Here is a 14,296-nt window from a genome sequence, read left to right as displayed (position 1 = left end):
GATGGCTAAGGTTTCCTGTGGAGGGAAGATGAAGACTGGTCGACGGCGCCCAACGGTGTACGACGTTGCCGAGCGCGCCGGGGTGTCGATTGCGACGGTGTCGTTCTCGTTCCGCCGCCCGGATCAGGTGCGCGAGGAGACTCGAAATCTGGTTCTCGCCGCCGCCAAAGAGATCGGCTACATCCCCAGCGCTTCAGCGAGAAGCCTCGCGCACGGGCGTACCGGCGCCTTCGGACTTCACTCGTTCGATCTGCTGCTCGAGGAACCACAGGGCGGCGATGCGACCGCGTCCGATCGGGTCGGCTCCTCGCAGACCCTCGACATCTCCCAATCGATGATCCCGTGGGACGACGCCAACGACGACCTGCTGTCGAATCCCAGGGCGTTTCCCCTCTACGTCGACGAGGTCCAGCGTGGATTCGAACTGGAATGCAACAGCCAGGGCCGCCCTGTCCTCCTCAGCAGCGGCGCTGAGGCAAGCACGTCTGTGGCCGAGACAGCCGGACGGGTCGACGGACTCGCGATCTTTCCGGCGCAGACCGGACTGGCCGCACTCGAGCACGTGTCGTTGAAGATGCCCGTCGTCTTGTTTAGCGCTCCTCCTGCTGACGACGGCCACCACCGCGTGCTGGTCGACAACGACGGCGGCATGCGCGAGCTCGTGACCCATCTTGTCCGCGAACACGGACAAACGGATCTGGCATTCGTCGGCGCCCTGACGGTCGCGGACTATCGCGAACGATTCCTCGCCATGCAGGACACCCTCCGGAGTTTCGGTCTCCCCGCTCCCGAGTCGGAACTGGACGCAACGGTGCTCGGAGAAGGACGTGGCTTCGCGCGGGTGCTCGAACTGCTCCGATCGGGCAATCTCCCTGGCGGACTCGTCTGCGCCAGCGACCAGCTCGCCCTCAACCTCCTCGACCTGCTCCAGAGCCACGGCGTACGGGTGCCGGAGGATGTCGTCGTCACCGGTTTCGACGGCATCCTGGCCGGCCGGTTGTCGCAGCCGTCGATCACCACGGTGCGGCAGCCGATGGAGACCATGGGCCGCGTGGCCGCCCGTCTCCTGATGGACGAAACATCTGCTCCTGCCGCTGAGGCCCGGGTGATCCGGCTCGGAACGAAACTGGTCCTGCGGGCCAGTTGTGGCTGCCCGGCCCGCACGATTCACGTCGTTTAGTTGAACTGGCCCCGTTCTCGTGCCATACTCGTGGGCATCCGATCTATGCGCTTAGATTCGGACGACTCGCTGAGGCGAGCTACTTGTTCAAGGAGGAACACGTGAAGAAGACCACCCAACTCGGCGTCCTGGCGGTGACGATGGCTGCGGTACTCGGGCTCACCGGCTGCGGCCGTGCCGACGAGTCTGCGTCCACTCCGGATGACGCGAGCACGATCGGATCCGGCCCCGCCACAGGGACTGTCACCATGTGGGCCATGGGCGCCGAAGGTGAGAAGCTGCCCGAATTCGTGAAGGAGTTCGAGAAGGCGAACCCTGATGCCACCGTCGAAGTGACCGCGATCCCCTGGGATGCCGCTCACAACAAGTTCCAGACTGCGATCGCCGGGGGCAACACCCCGGACATCGCGATGATGGGTTCGACGTGGATGGCTGACTTCGCCGACGCGTTCACCACCGTTCCGACCGACCTCGACACGTCTGACTTCTTCGAAGGTGCGCTCAGCACCACCGAGGTCGCCGACCGTGCGACCGGTGTGCCGTGGTACGTCGACACCCGCGTGCTCTACTACCGCACCGACTTGGCCGAGAAGGCCGGCTGGAGCGGGGCTCCCACGACGTGGGACGACCTCAAGCAGATGGCCTCCGACATGAAGACCAAGGCAGGAGCCGACTTCGGGATCCGCCTCCCTGCGGGGAACGACTCCTTCCAGGGCACGCTCTGGATGCCCTGGTCCAACGGTGCGAGCCTGACCGCGGACGACGCCTGGACTCTGGACACGCCCGAGATGGTCGAAGCCTACGAGTACTACCAGAGCTTCTTCGCCGACGAGGTCGCGGACGCTGACGCGGATGTGTCCGCCGGCGCCCAGGAGGCCGCGTTCGTCGACGGAAGCACGCCGATGCTCATCGAGGGTCCGTTCATGATGGGCCAGCTCGACACCCTCGGTGGCGAGGGCTTCGCCGACAAGTACACCACCGCTGTGCTGCCCACGCAGGAGTCGTCGACGTCGTTCAGCGGCGGGGCAAACCTCGTCGTGTTCGATAAGAGCGAGAACCAGAAGTCGGCGTGGAAGCTCGCCCAGTGGCTCAGCACTCCCGAGACCCAGCAAGCCTGGTACGAACTCACGGGTGACCTGCCGGCAACACCGACGGCATGGGATGCCCCTGCACTGGCCGACGACCCCAAGCTCGCCGTGTTCGGCACCCAGCTGGAAACCGCTGAGGCGCCTCCGGTGAGCACCACCTGGGTTCAGGTCTCAGCGGCAGCCGACCAGGCGCTCGAGCAGATCCGACGCGGGAACGTGTCGGTCGCTGATGCGCTGAAGGATCTTCAGGGCAAGGCTGACTCGATCGGTCTGGACTGATCTTGTCTCTCCCAGCCGTCCTCCCGGCCGAGGTGCGCCAGCGCCCCGGCCGGGGAGGCAAGACCAGAATCCGGCAGTCGCCGCGAGCACGTCGGCATGCGCTCATCGCGTGGGGCTTCGCGCTCCCGTTCGTGATCGTCTTCGCAGTTTTCATGCTCGTGCCGATCGTCGGCTCGTTCGCGATGTCGTTCACCGATTTCCGGGCCAGCGACATCCAGACCCCGTTCGCGGTGAGCTTCACCGGCTTCGAGCAGTACGCAACGCTGTTCGCCGACAACCGCTTCCTGAAATCGCTCGGTGTCACCGGGATGTTCGTCATTGTCGGCATTCCCCTCACCATGGCGGTCGCCCTCGCGCTCGCCCTCGGCCTGAATACCGGCAGGGGACGGATCGTGTCCGTTCTCCGGGTCGGCTTCTACGCTCCCGTCGTCACGAGCATCGTCGCCATCTCCGTCGTGTGGCGCTACATCCTCCAGCAGGACGGGCTCCTCAACAGCGGTCTCGCGATGATCGGCATCACCGGTCCCAACTGGCTGAACGACACGACCTGGGCGCTCCCGTCGCTGATCATGATGGCGGTCTGGCGCAACGTCGGAACCCTCATGGTCATCTTCCTCGCCGGCCTGCAGGCCATCCCGGAGGACGTGCAGGAGGCTGCTCTCATGGACGGCGCCGGCCCGTGGCGCCGACTGCGCTCGATCACGATCCCGCTCCTGCGCCCGACGCTCCTTCTCGGTGCTGTCCTGATCTCAGTGGGCTACCTCCAGTTCTTCGAGGAAGCGTTCGTGATGACTAAGGGTGGGCCGCTGGATTCGACCCTGTCCATCGCCTATTACACCTACCAGCAGTTCGGATTCGGCGAGTACGGTCTCGCGTCGGCTGCCAGCTATGTTCTGTTCCTCGCGATCGCTCTCCTGGCGCTGGTTCAGTTCCGCGTCCTGCGTTCGAAGGATTGAGGGAAAAGCCATGACCGCGACAACCACCTCACTCTCCGCTCCGGCCTCCGTGCAGGACACACCACCTCCCGCACGGCGTCGCCGCCGCCGTGTCAGCGGACGCGCCCTGACCTTCATCGTTCTCGGCCTGGGCCTCCTGGTCTGGCTGGTGCCGTTCGTCTGGATGGCACTCGGGTCGGTGAAGACCCAGAGCGAGATCCTCCAGCGACCACCCACCTGGTGGCCGGAGAACCCGACATTCGATAACTTCGCCCAGTGGTTCGGGCCGCTGAACTTCGGTACATTCTTCTCGAACAGCCTCATCGTCGCCGTCATCACCGTGCTCGGCAACATCGTGTTCTGTTCCATGGTCGGCTACGCCCTCGCGAAGCTGGAGTTCCCCGGCAAGAACGTGCTCTTCACCCTGGTGATGGTGACCCTGATGGTCCCTGGCGTCGTCACCTTCGTGCCTCTGTTCGTGATGGTGTCCAAGCTCGGTCTCGTCAACACCTATGCCGCGCTGATCCTCCCGTTCATCACAGCCCCGATCGGGGTGTTCCTGATGCGGCAGTTCATCCTCGGCATCCCGGATGCGCTCATCGAGGCCGCGAGGATCGACGGCGCCGGGGAGTTCCGGATCTTCTCCCGGATCGTCATGCCGCTGTGCGGTCCCCCGCTGGCGACTCTCGGCATCCTGACCTTCCTGGCGTCGTGGAACAACTTCCTTTGGCCACTCGTCGCGGCGCAGAGCGAGTCGAAGTACACCCTGCCGGTCGCGCTCTCGCTGTATTCGACCGGTCAGAACGCCACCAATTACGGCATCCTGCTCGCGGGATCGGTGCTCGTCATCACCCCGATCCTCGCTCTGTTCGTACTGCTCCAGCGCTACTTCATCCGTGGCGTGGCCACAGCGGGGCTGAAGTAACTCGTCCGGTCCGCTCCATCGACCTGAAAGATACGACTCCATGACACCGAACGACCTTCGCTTTCCCGACGACTTCATCTGGGGAGCGGCGACCGCCGCACACCAGATCGAGGGCAACAACGTGAACACCGACTGGTGGGTGCGCGAGCACGCAACAGGCACGGACATCGCCGAGCCCAGCGGAGACGCCGCCGACAGCTTCCACCGGTACCCGGAAGACATGGCCCTTCTCGCGCGGCTGGGCTTCAACACCTACCGGTTCAGCATCGAATGGGCACGCATCGAACCGGAGCAGGGATTCGTCTCGAAGGCGTCTCTGTTGCACTACCGGCGCATGATCGACACAGCGCTCGAACTTGGGCTCACCCCGATGGTGACTCTGCACCACTTCACGAACCCGAGGTGGTTCGCCGAGGGCGGGGGCTGGACGCGCGAAGACGCACCTGAGCTCTTCGCGAGGTACACCGAGATCGCGTCGACGATTCTGCACGGGGTCCCGTGGGTGTGCACGATCAACGAACCCAACATGGTCGCCATGACGCGCGGCACCGAGGGCACCGACATGGCGGCGGCCGCCCTGCCCTCCCCCGACGCCCGCATCACCGGGCAGCTCATCAAGGCGCACAAACGTTCCCGCGAAGTCCTCGCGGCGACAAGCAGCGCGAAGACCGGCTGGACGATCGCCGGCCAGGCCTTCCACGCGGCACCAGGGTGCGAGGTCGAGATGCGCGCATACCGGTACCCGCGGGAGGACATCTTCCTCGAGGCGGCTGCCGGCGACGATTACGTCGGCGTCCAGGCATACCTGCGCACGTTCATCGGCAAAGACGGCCCGCTCCCCGTCGCCGAAGGCAGGGAGACCACGCTGACCGGCTGGGAGTACTTCCCGCAGGCGCTCGAGATGGCTGTCCGCCATGCCTGGGACCTGACGGACCGGACTCCGATCCTCATCACCGAGAACGGACTCGCGACATCAGACGACACGCGCCGCATCGACTACACGCATGTCGCGCTGTCCGGACTTCACGCCGCGATGAGCGATGGGATCGACGTGCGGGGCTACTACCACTGGTCGGCTCTCGACAACTACGAGTGGGGCAGCTTCACACCGACGTTCGGTCTCATCGGCTGGGACAGGGAGACGTTCGAACGCACGCCGAAGCCGAGCGCGCACTGGCTCGGCGACGTCGCCCGCACCGGGACGCTCGCCCACCGGGCCGAGTCCGTGCCAACGCCCGCAGGCTGAGGCGGGACTCACCCGAGTTCAGGCCCGATGCTCTCAGCGTCGCTTCGTCAGCTCAGCAGCACGAGGTTGTCGGACAGCCGGATCCAGTCGTCGTGCTCTATCTCCGGCGAACCTGGCGGGAGATAGCGAACTGCGCGTTGACCGTTCATGTGCGTTGTGAGCTCTCCGCCGCCGCTGCACGCGCGGTACCCGGCCTGCGGGGACTCAGCGGGCACGACGAGAATGCACACCCCGTTCTTCGTGTCCGTGTCGGTGGACCGAGCGAGGAAGTAGTCGTTGCCGTCATGCGTCCCGACCAACCGGACCGAGTCGGCGTCGATGCCGTCCTGGTGCCCGTATCCGTCCGGGAGGAGATCAGACGACGTCTGCTTCGAGGACAGCTCGGTGTACGCCGGCGGCGTGGCCGCTCCACATCCGCTCATCAACAGAACCAGGGCAGCCATCACGCCGATTCGCCTCACCGCTGAACGACCCATGTCCCCCACTTTCGTTGGTTCACCGTATCGGATCAGGGAGACGAAAACACGGCCCCATCAGGGTGAGCTCCTGGTTCGGGTTCCTGACCGCGTGAGTCAGAGTCCCCGACGCCGCCGACTACGGCCAGAGCGTGTCATAGACCGGCTGCGTGGTGTCCGCCATGGTGCCAGCGGTGCTTGCTCGCCAGCTGCTCACAACGAGCCCGTCGCGGAAGTAGAGCTCTTCTGACACGGTCCACTGATCCGGGTCTTCTTCCGGGCTCAGCTGGACGGAGATCGAGCACACTGTGTACGAGTCCGCGTCATTGTCGACGCAGGTGAAGTCTTCGGCTGTCGCTGCGGCGATGAGGGCGGCCCTCTGCTCGGGCGTTGTCGAGTTCACAGCGTTCGAGCTGCCGCCTTCGGTCGCGCCGCCCCAGAGGCAGTCGATTCCCGGGAGCGTGACGCGGATGTCTTCGATCGCTGGATGACGGGAGATGCCGACACCATCGAGCTGGGGCGAGTTCAGTTCCTCGCCTGCCCATGCGTCCAGGAACTCCTGGGTGTAGATCTTCCTGCAGTCGGTGGGAAGCGCAACGGGCTGGACGGTCGGTGTGGGCTCCGCCGTGACCGTGGGAGTCGGGGACGGGGTGTCCGTCGGTGTGGGTTCGGCTGCCGCAGGGGGCGTCGGCGCAGGCTGGTTGCTGAGAGTGAAGGCAATTCCGGCGCCGACGATGACAACGACGGCGAGTGCGATCGCTGTTCCCCAGACGAGCCTGCGCTTGCGCCGGCTCGCGTCAGGTATGGAGGTGTTCGGAGTCATGGTGGCCCTTCGCTCAATTGTGAGAATAGGCGGCATCGGCGACATCCGTGTCCACCTCGGTGATGACACGCGGCGACCACCCGCCGCAACACGGCTGAGTCGCCACAAACGGTCGCCCCCGCGACATCGTGAGCGAGACTTTGTGGCAACTCGAGCGCACGGCCTCGGCGGGTGCCCCGCCCGCGCCGATTGGCGGGGGCAGGGCGCGCCAGCACTCATCCCGACGAAAGGTGTAAGCACTGGCTTGAACACGCTATCCGTCGCCGTCTGTCTGCCCGCACCCCAGTGCGGGGCACACCGTCGGCGTCTCAGACCGCGGCGACCCGACCGACGGCATCGCCCGCGCCCAGTTCGCGCTACGACGACCGTGCGAACAGGACCTAAAGTCCTTCCGCGATCGTCTTGATCGCGGAGAGGCGGCGGTCCCATTCCGCGGCGACGGCGTCGAGCCGGCGCGCGGTGGCGTTCAGCTGCGAACCGATCACCCGGTACTTCAGCTCGCGACCGGCGCGCACCGGTTCGACCAGGCCGACCTCATGGAGCACGGCGAGGTGCTTCGCGATGGCCTGGCGGCTGACCGGAAGACGCCCGGCGAGAGCGGACGCTGACGCGTCGCCCCCGCCGAGCGCCTCGAGGATGCTCCACCGAGTCTCGTCACCGAGAGCCGCGAAGACGGGAACCATCGTCACAGCGGTCATGACACGGTCTCGAGCAGGGCAACGAGTTTGTCGAGTTCAGCTGTCCACCCGTCGACGTGGCTCGCGAGGTTCGCGGCCGGGTCCGACGTGCGGTCGAAGCCAGTCTCGACGACGGTGAGTTGCGTGCCGTCCGCCGTGGGCTCGAGAGTGAAGGTGAATACGGTCGAGGTTCCGTCGTCGAATTCCCGGGGAGGCCGACCGAGCGCGTCGTCGTTGTTCCATCGGTAGGAGACCCGGCGCTGCGGGTCGATCGCCTCGATCCGCAGCGGAATGGCGCCACCATCTTCGAACGTCATGTTCCCCTGCGCCCCCGCCTCGGTCCCGTCGAGCTCGGTACGCCCGAACCATGCGGAGATGTGGGAGGGTTCGGTGACCGCGGACCATACCTTCGCGAGAGGAGCGGCGATCCGGATCGTGCGCCGCACCGAGTACTCGCCTTCATCGGCGACGGCTGGCTGATTGGTTGTCAGGCTCATGCTGATCAGTCCCTTCGATTTCGTGTCGCAGTCTCTGCGTTCACTGCGATCTGCAATTCAACGATTGCAGATTACTCACCGAAATGCAACCTCAGAGTTGCATCAAGTTCCGAATCCGACCGCGGAGACCTCGAGGCCCTGTCCTAGTTGTCTCCTGGGAATGTGTTACTCCTCATGTGTGAGCGTCATTGGTTGAGAAAGAGGTTGACGGTGTCGCGGCTCACGGTCAATGTCCTACCTGGACCGCGCGAGGAGAGTGCGAGCAATGCTCCTTCCGCGGTGGGGGCACGCGCGGTGGACCGGAGCCCGACAGCATCACGCTCGAAAACTACGGGCGCGAGATCCCCGAAGCGTAATTCGGGTCGGCGCTCCACGACGCAAGAAGTTTGAGCCGCTCCGAAGACGGGGACCCGGGCTCGGCGGTGTAAATCAGGAGCACGTTGCCCGGCTCGGCGGTGATCGCGAGCTCCTCGTACGCGAGGACGATTTCGCCGACAAGCGGGTGCTGGAACCTCTTCGTCCCCGAGCCGTGGGTCCTCACGTTGTGCGCCGCCCACAGGGTGCGGAAGGTGTCACTGCGAGTCGAGAGTTCGCCGACGAGGTCCTGGAGCGCTTTGTCGTGGGGATCCCGGCCGGCTTCCGCCCGCATGATGCCGACACACATTTCAGCGAACAGGTCCCAGTCGGGGTAGAAATCACGGGAAGCAGGGTCGAGGAATTGGAAGCGGGCGAGGTTCGGCGTGCGTCCACCGTCGCCGATGACCAGTGAATAGAACGCCCGGCCGAGTTCGTTGACGGCGACGAGGTTCTGCCGTGGGTCTCGCACGAACGCGATCCCGTCGGTGATCGATGCCAGCGCCCACTCCAGACTCGGCCGAGGGGCGGAGGGCTTGCCGACGCGGCGGCGGGGCCGGCCGGAGGTCGGAATGCCGTCGGCGGCACGGGCGAGGTCGAGCAGGTGAGCACGCTCGGTGTCGTCCAGTTGCAGCGCACGCGATATGGCGTCGAGGACGGATGCCGAAGCGCCGGCGATCGCCCCGCGCTCGAGCTTGGAGTAGTACTCCACGCTCACACCGGCGAGCGCCGCGACCTCGGTGCGCCGCAGTCCGGTCACGCGCCGGTTGGGTCCGGCGGAGATGCCGGCGGCGTCGGGGGTGACGCGGGCTCGGCGGGTCATGAGGAATTCGCGTACCTCTGCTCGGTTGTCCATACGACCAAGGGTAGATCCGCTGCCCCCAAGAAGGGATGCCCTGTCATGGCACCCCTGAGGATGAGGGGTCCTCTCGCAGTACACCCCTCATCAGAGACTCCCACCCGGGGACTGCGGCACGAAGACTGGGTTCATGCCAGACACCACAGCACCGTCCCGATCGCGAGCCGTCGCCCTGTTGCCGACGCTTCTCCTGCTACTCACGGTGTTCGGTCCGATCTCGATGGACCTCTACCTCCCAACGCTTCCTGCTCTCACGGTCGAGCTCGCCGCCGCCACATCCGTGGCCCAGCTCACCGTCACGGCCTGCCTGATCGGCCTGGCCGCCGGACAGCTGATCGCCGGGCCCCTCTCCGACAGGTTCGGCAGACGGGGCATCCTGCTGATCGGTGTCGTCGCGTACATCGCGACCTCGGCGCTGTGCGCGTTCAGCCCGACCATCGAACTCCTCATCGCCGCCCGATTCGTCCAGGGCCTCGCGGGTGGAGTCGGGATCGTGATCGCTCAGGCCGCCGGCCGAGACGTCTACTCCGGCGGTGCGCTGATCCGGTTCTACGGGCGGCTGACCGTCATCGGCGGGTTCGCCGCCGTCGTCGGCCCCTTGCTCGGCGGTGTGCTGAACACGGTTCTGGACTGGCGGGGGCTGTTCCTCTTCCTTGCGGTGGTCGGCGCCGGCATTCTCATCATCACTCTCTTCGTCTTCCGGGAAACGCTTCCGGCGACGCGCCGCACCCGCGGCGGGCTCAGGCAGACCGTGCACGATTTCCGCACATTGCTCGCGGACCGGGTGTTTCTCGGCGCGGTCCTCAACCAGGGATTCCTCTACGCGGCTCTGTTCGCCTACCTGGCAGGAGCGACCTATGTGCTGCAGGACATCTACGGGCTCTCTCCGCAGGAATATGCGGCGGCATTCGCCCTCAACTCCGCCGGATTCATGATCTTCGGATATCTCGCCGGCCGCGCTTCGGAACGATGGAGCATTCCGGGTACCCTCACGATCGGTATCCTCGTCGCCGGTATCGGAGCGACGGGCCTGCTCGGATCCGGCCTGACGGCAATGCCGTTGTGGGTGGTCATCGTCTCGCTGTTCGCCCTCGCCAGCGGTGTCGCGATCTCGTCGACCCCGGCGACGACCCTCGCCCTCACCGAATACCCGCAGATCGCCGGAACGGCGTCTTCCCTGCTTGGAATGGTCCGGTTCGGGTTCGGCGGCATCGCAGCCCCGCTCGTCGGCGTCGCCGGCGCCACCAGCATCCTCCCGCTCGGGGTGGTCACGGTCACTGCGGTGATTCTCGCCGCGGCCGCCTATCTCGTCCTCGTCCGCCCCTCCTCTGCCCGGTCTGACACCACGACGCTGTCGGCGTCTGAACCAGCCGCGTAGCCACCCAACCCCAACCGAAGGAGAACACCACCATGCGTGGAGTCACCATGTACGCCCCAGGCGACGTCCGGGTCGAAGACCGCGAGATACCGGCGATCGTCGATCCGACGGATGCCATCATCCGCGTGTCGGCGAGCTGCATCTGCGGGTCAGACCTCTGGCCGTATCGCGGAGCCGAACCCGTCGACCACCAGGCGATGGGACACGAGTACGTCGGCGTCGTCACCGAGATCGGTTCCCAGGTCTCGACCATCGCCGTCGGCGATTTCGTCGTCGGCTCGTTCTTCGCCTCAGACAACACCTGCGAAATCTGCCGGTCCGGCTACCAGACTCACTGCATCCACCGGCAGCCCGGTGCGCCGACCGGTGCGCAGGCGGAGTACGCCCGCATTCCTCTGGCCGACGGCACCCTGGTGGCCACCCCCGGGCAGCCGGACGCCGACCTCATCCCCTCGCTGCTGGCGGCATCCGACGTTCTCGGCACCGGCTGGTTCGCTGCTGTCGCCGCCGAGGTCGGCCCAGGGAAGACCGTGGCCGTGGTCGGAGACGGCGCGGTCGGTCTGCTGGGCGTTCTCGCCGCCCGGGAACTGGGCGCAGAACGGATCATCGCCATGTCCCGTCACGCCGACCGTCAGGCGCTGGCTCGCGAGTTCGGGGCCACAGACATCGTCGAGGAACGCGGAGACGACGGAGTGGAGAAGATCAAGGAACTGACCGGGGGGCTCGGCGCTCACAGCGTCATCGAAGCCGTCGGCACTCAGGAGTCCATGCGTCAGGCGATCCAGTCCACCCGTGCCGGAGGCCACGTCGGCTACGTAGGAGTCTCACACGATGTGACCATCGACGGGCTCGAACTGTTTTTCTCCGGCGTGCACCTGCACGGCGGCCCGGCCCCGGTGCGCCGCTTCCTTCCCGAGCTGATCCAGTTGATCTGGGACCGCAAGATCGACCCGGGAAAGGTCTTCGACCTCACTCTCCCGATCGAGCGCGCTGCCGAGGGATACACGGCGATGGACGAGCGTCGCGCCATCAAGGTTCTGCTCACCACCGACTGATCGAACCGGGTGACCGGGCGCCTGGGTGCCCGGTCACCCGCCAACCCCAAGGAACACAATGAACATCGAACCAACCACACCCACTGTCAAGAACGCGCCCGAGCAGTTTGCCGGCGACGTCTGGGTCGACGTGATCGCCTCACCACACGCGCCCGACCAGCGGATGACCGTCGCCACCGTTCGTTTCGCACCTGGCGCCCGCACCGCCTGGCACTCCCACGCCCGAGGCCAGTACCTGCGCGTCACCCAGGGCGTCGCCCGATTCGGCGACCGCGATGGCAACGTCATCGAGGTCCACCCCGGGCAGACGTTGTACACACCGCCCGGCCAGGACCACTGGCACGCTGCCGCACCTGGCTGCTTCATGGAGCACATCGCGATGCTCGAAGCGGCAGACGACCCGACCGCTACCACCCAGTGGAAAGAGCACATCACCGACGCCGACTACACCGGACCCGCCGGCGCCTGAGGAGGCCACGAACTATGACGAATGAACAACCGTCCGCAGCCCGGCGAACGCTCGGCGGGTTCGCCGACAAGCTCGTCGACCTCACCGACGACGTCCTCTTCGGGGACGTCTGGGAACGCCCGGAGCTCGCTGCGCGCGACCGAAGCCTCATCACCATCGCGGCCCTGGTCGCCGGCGGTCACACCGAACAGCTGCCATTCCACCTCGACCTCGGGAAAAGCAACGGGCTCACCGAGGAAGAGTTGGTGGAGGCCATCACGCATCTGGCGTTCTACACCGGTTGGCCCAGGGCCATGTCCGCCATCGCAGCCGCGCGTACGGCATTCACTCCACAGACGGACTTCACCGCATAGTAGAGGCCGCGAGCCTACGCCGCAGGTGGCACCTGGGACCGCACAGGCCGATAGGTGATGTGCGTCACGAGCGATGCCTCTCGCACCGAGACCCGCTCAAGCGCCTGCGCAGGCACTCCGTCGAACACCCGCTCGCCAGCGCCGAGGATGCAGGCCGTAACGTGCAGCCGGAGCTCGTCGAGCAGCCCGGCGGCAAGGAATTGATTCACCGTCCCCGCGCCGCCCGCAATCGAGATGTTCTCATCGCCCGCTGCGGCCCGTGCTCTCTCGAGGGCGGAATGGATGCCGTCGGTGACGAAGAAGAACGTCGTACCGCCTTCCATCTCGATGGGCTCATGCTCGAAGTGGGTGAGGACGAAGACGGGCCCGTGGTACGGCGGCTCAGGACCCCACCAGCCCTGCCAGTCGCGGTCCCACTCCCCCCGGACCGGACCGAACATGTTCCGTCCCATGATGGTCGCGCCCGAGTCGACGATCGCGTCGACCTCTTCGCGGTTCTCCTCGTACGTCTCGAACATCCACCGGTGCAGCCAGTTCTCATCGATGTCGCCGAGCGGCTTCTCCTCGCTCTGATTCACGCCGGCGGCATAACCGTCGGCCGAGACCGCGATGTCGCAGAACACTTTGCCCATGGTCGAACTCCCCCGTCCAGAAATTTCCGTTGATTGGCAGGCTAACGAACCGGGTCGAAACCGCAAGGGGCGGTTTCGACCGGGTCGCTCATGCCTCTCCAGCGTCAGACCCAGAATTCAGTGAGCCGCGCGGCCTGCGCTGCCCCCTGCGCGTATCCGGCTCGAGCAGCGAGCGGACGCAGCGACAGGTCCATCGCGTTGGGGCCGAACAGGTGCTCGACACTGCTCTCCGGGAACACCGTTTCGACCTCGCTGCCGCGCGCACGGAGTTCGTCGACTTGTGTGGCGAGATGCGTACCCCAGTCGACCGGAGTCAGGGATCTGCCCCCGAAGGGTGACAGCACCAGCACTCGCCCGTATCCGGCTGCCAGATCGGCGTTCTCGGCATTGGATCGGTATCCACCGTCGATGTATCGGTGATCTCCGATCCGGTACGGACGGCCGCTGGAACAGCTGGCGGCGACGGCGTCCACCAGGTCTACGTCGCTGAGCTGGTCGAACACGACCGGCTCACCGGAGTCGGCATCCACCGCCGTGATGAGAACAGCGCGTTGCGGCCAGCGCACACCGGGCAGGCGTGAGGCGACCGTGGCACGCCACTGTGTTTGCCAGGAGCCATCGGACGCATCCATGTCGATCGCCGATGCGCCCATTCTGCGGCGCATGTCGGCGGCATCCGCAGAGGAGGCGATGATCGTGGTGATCCTCTCCATATGGTCCGTCACCGGCCGGGTCGGTGCCCGTCCTTGATCGGATCCGACGGGACCGGTCGGATGCTTCGGCGCAGTGGCTTGGATGGCCTTGAAAAGCTCGGTCGGCGTGGCACCGGCGATCTGGGCCGCGGCGGTCGACCCGGCCGACGTCCCGATGGTCAGGTCGGCAGTGGTCACGTCCAGGCCGGCATCGAACAGACCAGCGAGAACGCCGATCAGCCAGGCGTTGCCTGTCGATCCCCCACCGCCGAGGACTAGGGCCGTCTGGGCGGAGTGTGACCGGATGCCGTCGGAGACTGTCTCCGGGTTGAACTGAGGTGAAGAACTCATCGTCGTAGCTTTCTGAGAGTGCATGCAGCGCTCCCCGCGACGGCTACG

At 66.0% G+C, this 14,296-nt stretch carries 16 protein-coding genes; 9 read left to right on the top strand and 7 right to left on the bottom strand.

Going from position 1 to position 14,296, the window contains the following annotated elements; all coding sequences use genetic code 11:
- The first annotated feature begins 28 nt into the window (after positions 1-28).
- The 5 genes from AC1M2K_RS12180 to AC1M2K_RS12160 all read left to right on the top strand — a co-directional run bounded on the left by AC1M2K_RS12180 (position 29) and on the right by AC1M2K_RS12160 (position 5,653).
- The gene (locus tag AC1M2K_RS12180) at positions 29-1,180 is read left to right on the top strand and encodes a LacI family DNA-binding transcriptional regulator (RefSeq protein ID WP_480241197.1); all 1,152 of its coding nucleotides are present in this window, start codon (positions 29-31) and stop codon (positions 1,178-1,180) included.
- 101 nt (positions 1,181-1,281) lie between these two features.
- Positions 1,282-2,547 (top strand): extracellular solute-binding protein, encoded by a 1,266-nt coding sequence (locus AC1M2K_RS12175; protein ID WP_480241196.1) that lies wholly within the window; start codon positions 1,282-1,284, stop codon positions 2,545-2,547.
- Positions 2,547-3,503, top strand: a complete 957-nt coding sequence (locus tag AC1M2K_RS12170; protein ID WP_480241736.1) for a carbohydrate ABC transporter permease — start codon at positions 2,547-2,549, stop codon at positions 3,501-3,503. Before AC1M2K_RS12175 ends, AC1M2K_RS12170 begins: the two co-directional genes overlap by 1 nt.
- Before the next feature lie 10 nt (positions 3,504-3,513).
- On the top strand, positions 3,514-4,407 hold the full coding sequence (locus AC1M2K_RS12165) for a carbohydrate ABC transporter permease (RefSeq protein ID WP_480241195.1): 894 nt from the start codon (positions 3,514-3,516) through the stop codon (positions 4,405-4,407).
- Between the two features lie 40 nt (positions 4,408-4,447).
- On the top strand, positions 4,448-5,653 hold the full coding sequence (locus tag AC1M2K_RS12160; RefSeq protein ID WP_480241194.1) for a glycoside hydrolase family 1 protein: 1,206 nt from the start codon (positions 4,448-4,450) through the stop codon (positions 5,651-5,653).
- 47 nt (positions 5,654-5,700) lie between these two features.
- Here AC1M2K_RS12160 and AC1M2K_RS12155 read toward each other — a convergent pair whose 3' ends face one another.
- The 5 genes from AC1M2K_RS12155 to AC1M2K_RS12135 form a co-directional block, all read right to left on the bottom strand.
- The gene (locus tag AC1M2K_RS12155; protein WP_480241193.1) at positions 5,701-6,129 is read right to left on the bottom strand and encodes a hypothetical protein; all 429 of its coding nucleotides are present in this window, start codon (positions 6,127-6,129) and stop codon (positions 5,701-5,703) included.
- Positions 6,130-6,247: 118 nt separating this feature from the next.
- The gene (locus tag AC1M2K_RS12150; RefSeq protein ID WP_480241192.1) at positions 6,248-6,931 is read right to left on the bottom strand and encodes a hypothetical protein; all 684 of its coding nucleotides are present in this window, start codon (positions 6,929-6,931) and stop codon (positions 6,248-6,250) included.
- A gap of 380 nt (positions 6,932-7,311) precedes the next feature.
- Positions 7,312-7,629 (bottom strand): ArsR/SmtB family transcription factor, encoded by a 318-nt coding sequence (locus AC1M2K_RS12145; RefSeq protein WP_480241191.1) that lies wholly within the window; start codon positions 7,627-7,629, stop codon positions 7,312-7,314.
- The gene (locus AC1M2K_RS12140; RefSeq protein ID WP_480241190.1) at positions 7,626-8,105 is read right to left on the bottom strand and encodes an SRPBCC domain-containing protein; all 480 of its coding nucleotides are present in this window, start codon (positions 8,103-8,105) and stop codon (positions 7,626-7,628) included. Before AC1M2K_RS12140 ends, AC1M2K_RS12145 begins: the two co-directional genes overlap by 4 nt.
- A 328-nt stretch (positions 8,106-8,433) precedes the next feature.
- Positions 8,434-9,315, bottom strand: coding sequence for a helix-turn-helix transcriptional regulator (locus AC1M2K_RS12135; protein WP_480241189.1), 882 nt, complete (start codon positions 9,313-9,315; stop codon positions 8,434-8,436).
- 133 nt (positions 9,316-9,448) lie between these two features.
- Between AC1M2K_RS12135 and AC1M2K_RS12130 the strand changes: the two genes are divergently transcribed.
- Genes AC1M2K_RS12130 through AC1M2K_RS12115 form a run of 4 tightly spaced genes read left to right on the top strand, consistent with a single transcriptional unit; the run spans position 9,449 to position 12,573 of the window.
- Entirely contained in the window at positions 9,449-10,696 is a 1,248-nt protein-coding gene (locus AC1M2K_RS12130) for a multidrug effflux MFS transporter (protein WP_480241188.1), read from the top strand.
- A 32-nt stretch (positions 10,697-10,728) separates the two neighbouring features.
- Positions 10,729-11,751, top strand: coding sequence for a zinc-dependent alcohol dehydrogenase family protein (locus AC1M2K_RS12125; protein WP_480241187.1), 1,023 nt, complete (start codon positions 10,729-10,731; stop codon positions 11,749-11,751).
- A 58-nt stretch (positions 11,752-11,809) separates the two neighbouring features.
- Positions 11,810-12,220, top strand: coding sequence for a (R)-mandelonitrile lyase (locus AC1M2K_RS12120; RefSeq protein WP_480241186.1), 411 nt, complete (start codon positions 11,810-11,812; stop codon positions 12,218-12,220).
- 14 nt (positions 12,221-12,234) lie between these two features.
- Positions 12,235-12,573: a carboxymuconolactone decarboxylase family protein gene (locus tag AC1M2K_RS12115; RefSeq protein WP_480241185.1), complete on the top strand. Its 339-nt coding sequence runs from the start codon at positions 12,235-12,237 to the stop codon at positions 12,571-12,573.
- A gap of 14 nt (positions 12,574-12,587) precedes the next feature.
- Here AC1M2K_RS12115 and AC1M2K_RS12110 read toward each other — a convergent pair whose 3' ends face one another.
- Both AC1M2K_RS12110 and AC1M2K_RS12105 read right to left on the bottom strand, forming a co-directional pair.
- Entirely contained in the window at positions 12,588-13,205 is a 618-nt protein-coding gene (locus AC1M2K_RS12110) for a dihydrofolate reductase family protein (protein ID WP_480241184.1), read from the bottom strand.
- 104 nt (positions 13,206-13,309) lie between these two features.
- The gene (locus AC1M2K_RS12105; RefSeq protein WP_480241183.1) at positions 13,310-14,248 is read right to left on the bottom strand and encodes a patatin-like phospholipase family protein; all 939 of its coding nucleotides are present in this window, start codon (positions 14,246-14,248) and stop codon (positions 13,310-13,312) included.
- Positions 14,249-14,296 lie beyond the last annotated feature (48 nt).

This window comes from Mycetocola sp. Y171 (assembly GCF_056713165.1).
The sequence above is the reverse complement of the archived record's forward strand: the minus strand, read 5'-3'. Positions and strand labels throughout refer to the sequence as shown.

Coding starts and splice junctions, on each gene's coding strand:
- AC1M2K_RS12115 (WP_480241185.1), top strand. CDS start 12,235: ATGACGAATGAACAACCGTCCGCAGCCCGGCGAACGCTCGGCGGGTTC.
- AC1M2K_RS12180 (WP_480241197.1), top strand. CDS start 29: ATGAAGACTGGTCGACGGCGCCCAACGGTGTACGACGTTGCCGAGCGC.
- AC1M2K_RS12130 (WP_480241188.1), top strand. CDS start 9,449: ATGCCAGACACCACAGCACCGTCCCGATCGCGAGCCGTCGCCCTGTTG.
- AC1M2K_RS12105 (WP_480241183.1), bottom strand. CDS start 14,248: ATGAGTTCTTCACCTCAGTTCAACCCGGAGACAGTCTCCGACGGCATC.
- AC1M2K_RS12150 (WP_480241192.1), bottom strand. CDS start 6,931: ATGACTCCGAACACCTCCATACCTGACGCGAGCCGGCGCAAGCGCAGG.
- AC1M2K_RS12110 (WP_480241184.1), bottom strand. CDS start 13,205: ATGGGCAAAGTGTTCTGCGACATCGCGGTCTCGGCCGACGGTTATGCC.
- AC1M2K_RS12160 (WP_480241194.1), top strand. CDS start 4,448: ATGACACCGAACGACCTTCGCTTTCCCGACGACTTCATCTGGGGAGCG.
- AC1M2K_RS12125 (WP_480241187.1), top strand. CDS start 10,729: ATGCGTGGAGTCACCATGTACGCCCCAGGCGACGTCCGGGTCGAAGAC.
- AC1M2K_RS12135 (WP_480241189.1), bottom strand. CDS start 9,315: ATGGACAACCGAGCAGAGGTACGCGAATTCCTCATGACCCGCCGAGCC.
- AC1M2K_RS12165 (WP_480241195.1), top strand. CDS start 3,514: ATGACCGCGACAACCACCTCACTCTCCGCTCCGGCCTCCGTGCAGGAC.
- AC1M2K_RS12155 (WP_480241193.1), bottom strand. CDS start 6,129: ATGGGTCGTTCAGCGGTGAGGCGAATCGGCGTGATGGCTGCCCTGGTT.
- AC1M2K_RS12140 (WP_480241190.1), bottom strand. CDS start 8,105: ATGAGCCTGACAACCAATCAGCCAGCCGTCGCCGATGAAGGCGAGTAC.
- AC1M2K_RS12120 (WP_480241186.1), top strand. CDS start 11,810: ATGAACATCGAACCAACCACACCCACTGTCAAGAACGCGCCCGAGCAG.
- AC1M2K_RS12145 (WP_480241191.1), bottom strand. CDS start 7,629: ATGACCGCTGTGACGATGGTTCCCGTCTTCGCGGCTCTCGGTGACGAG.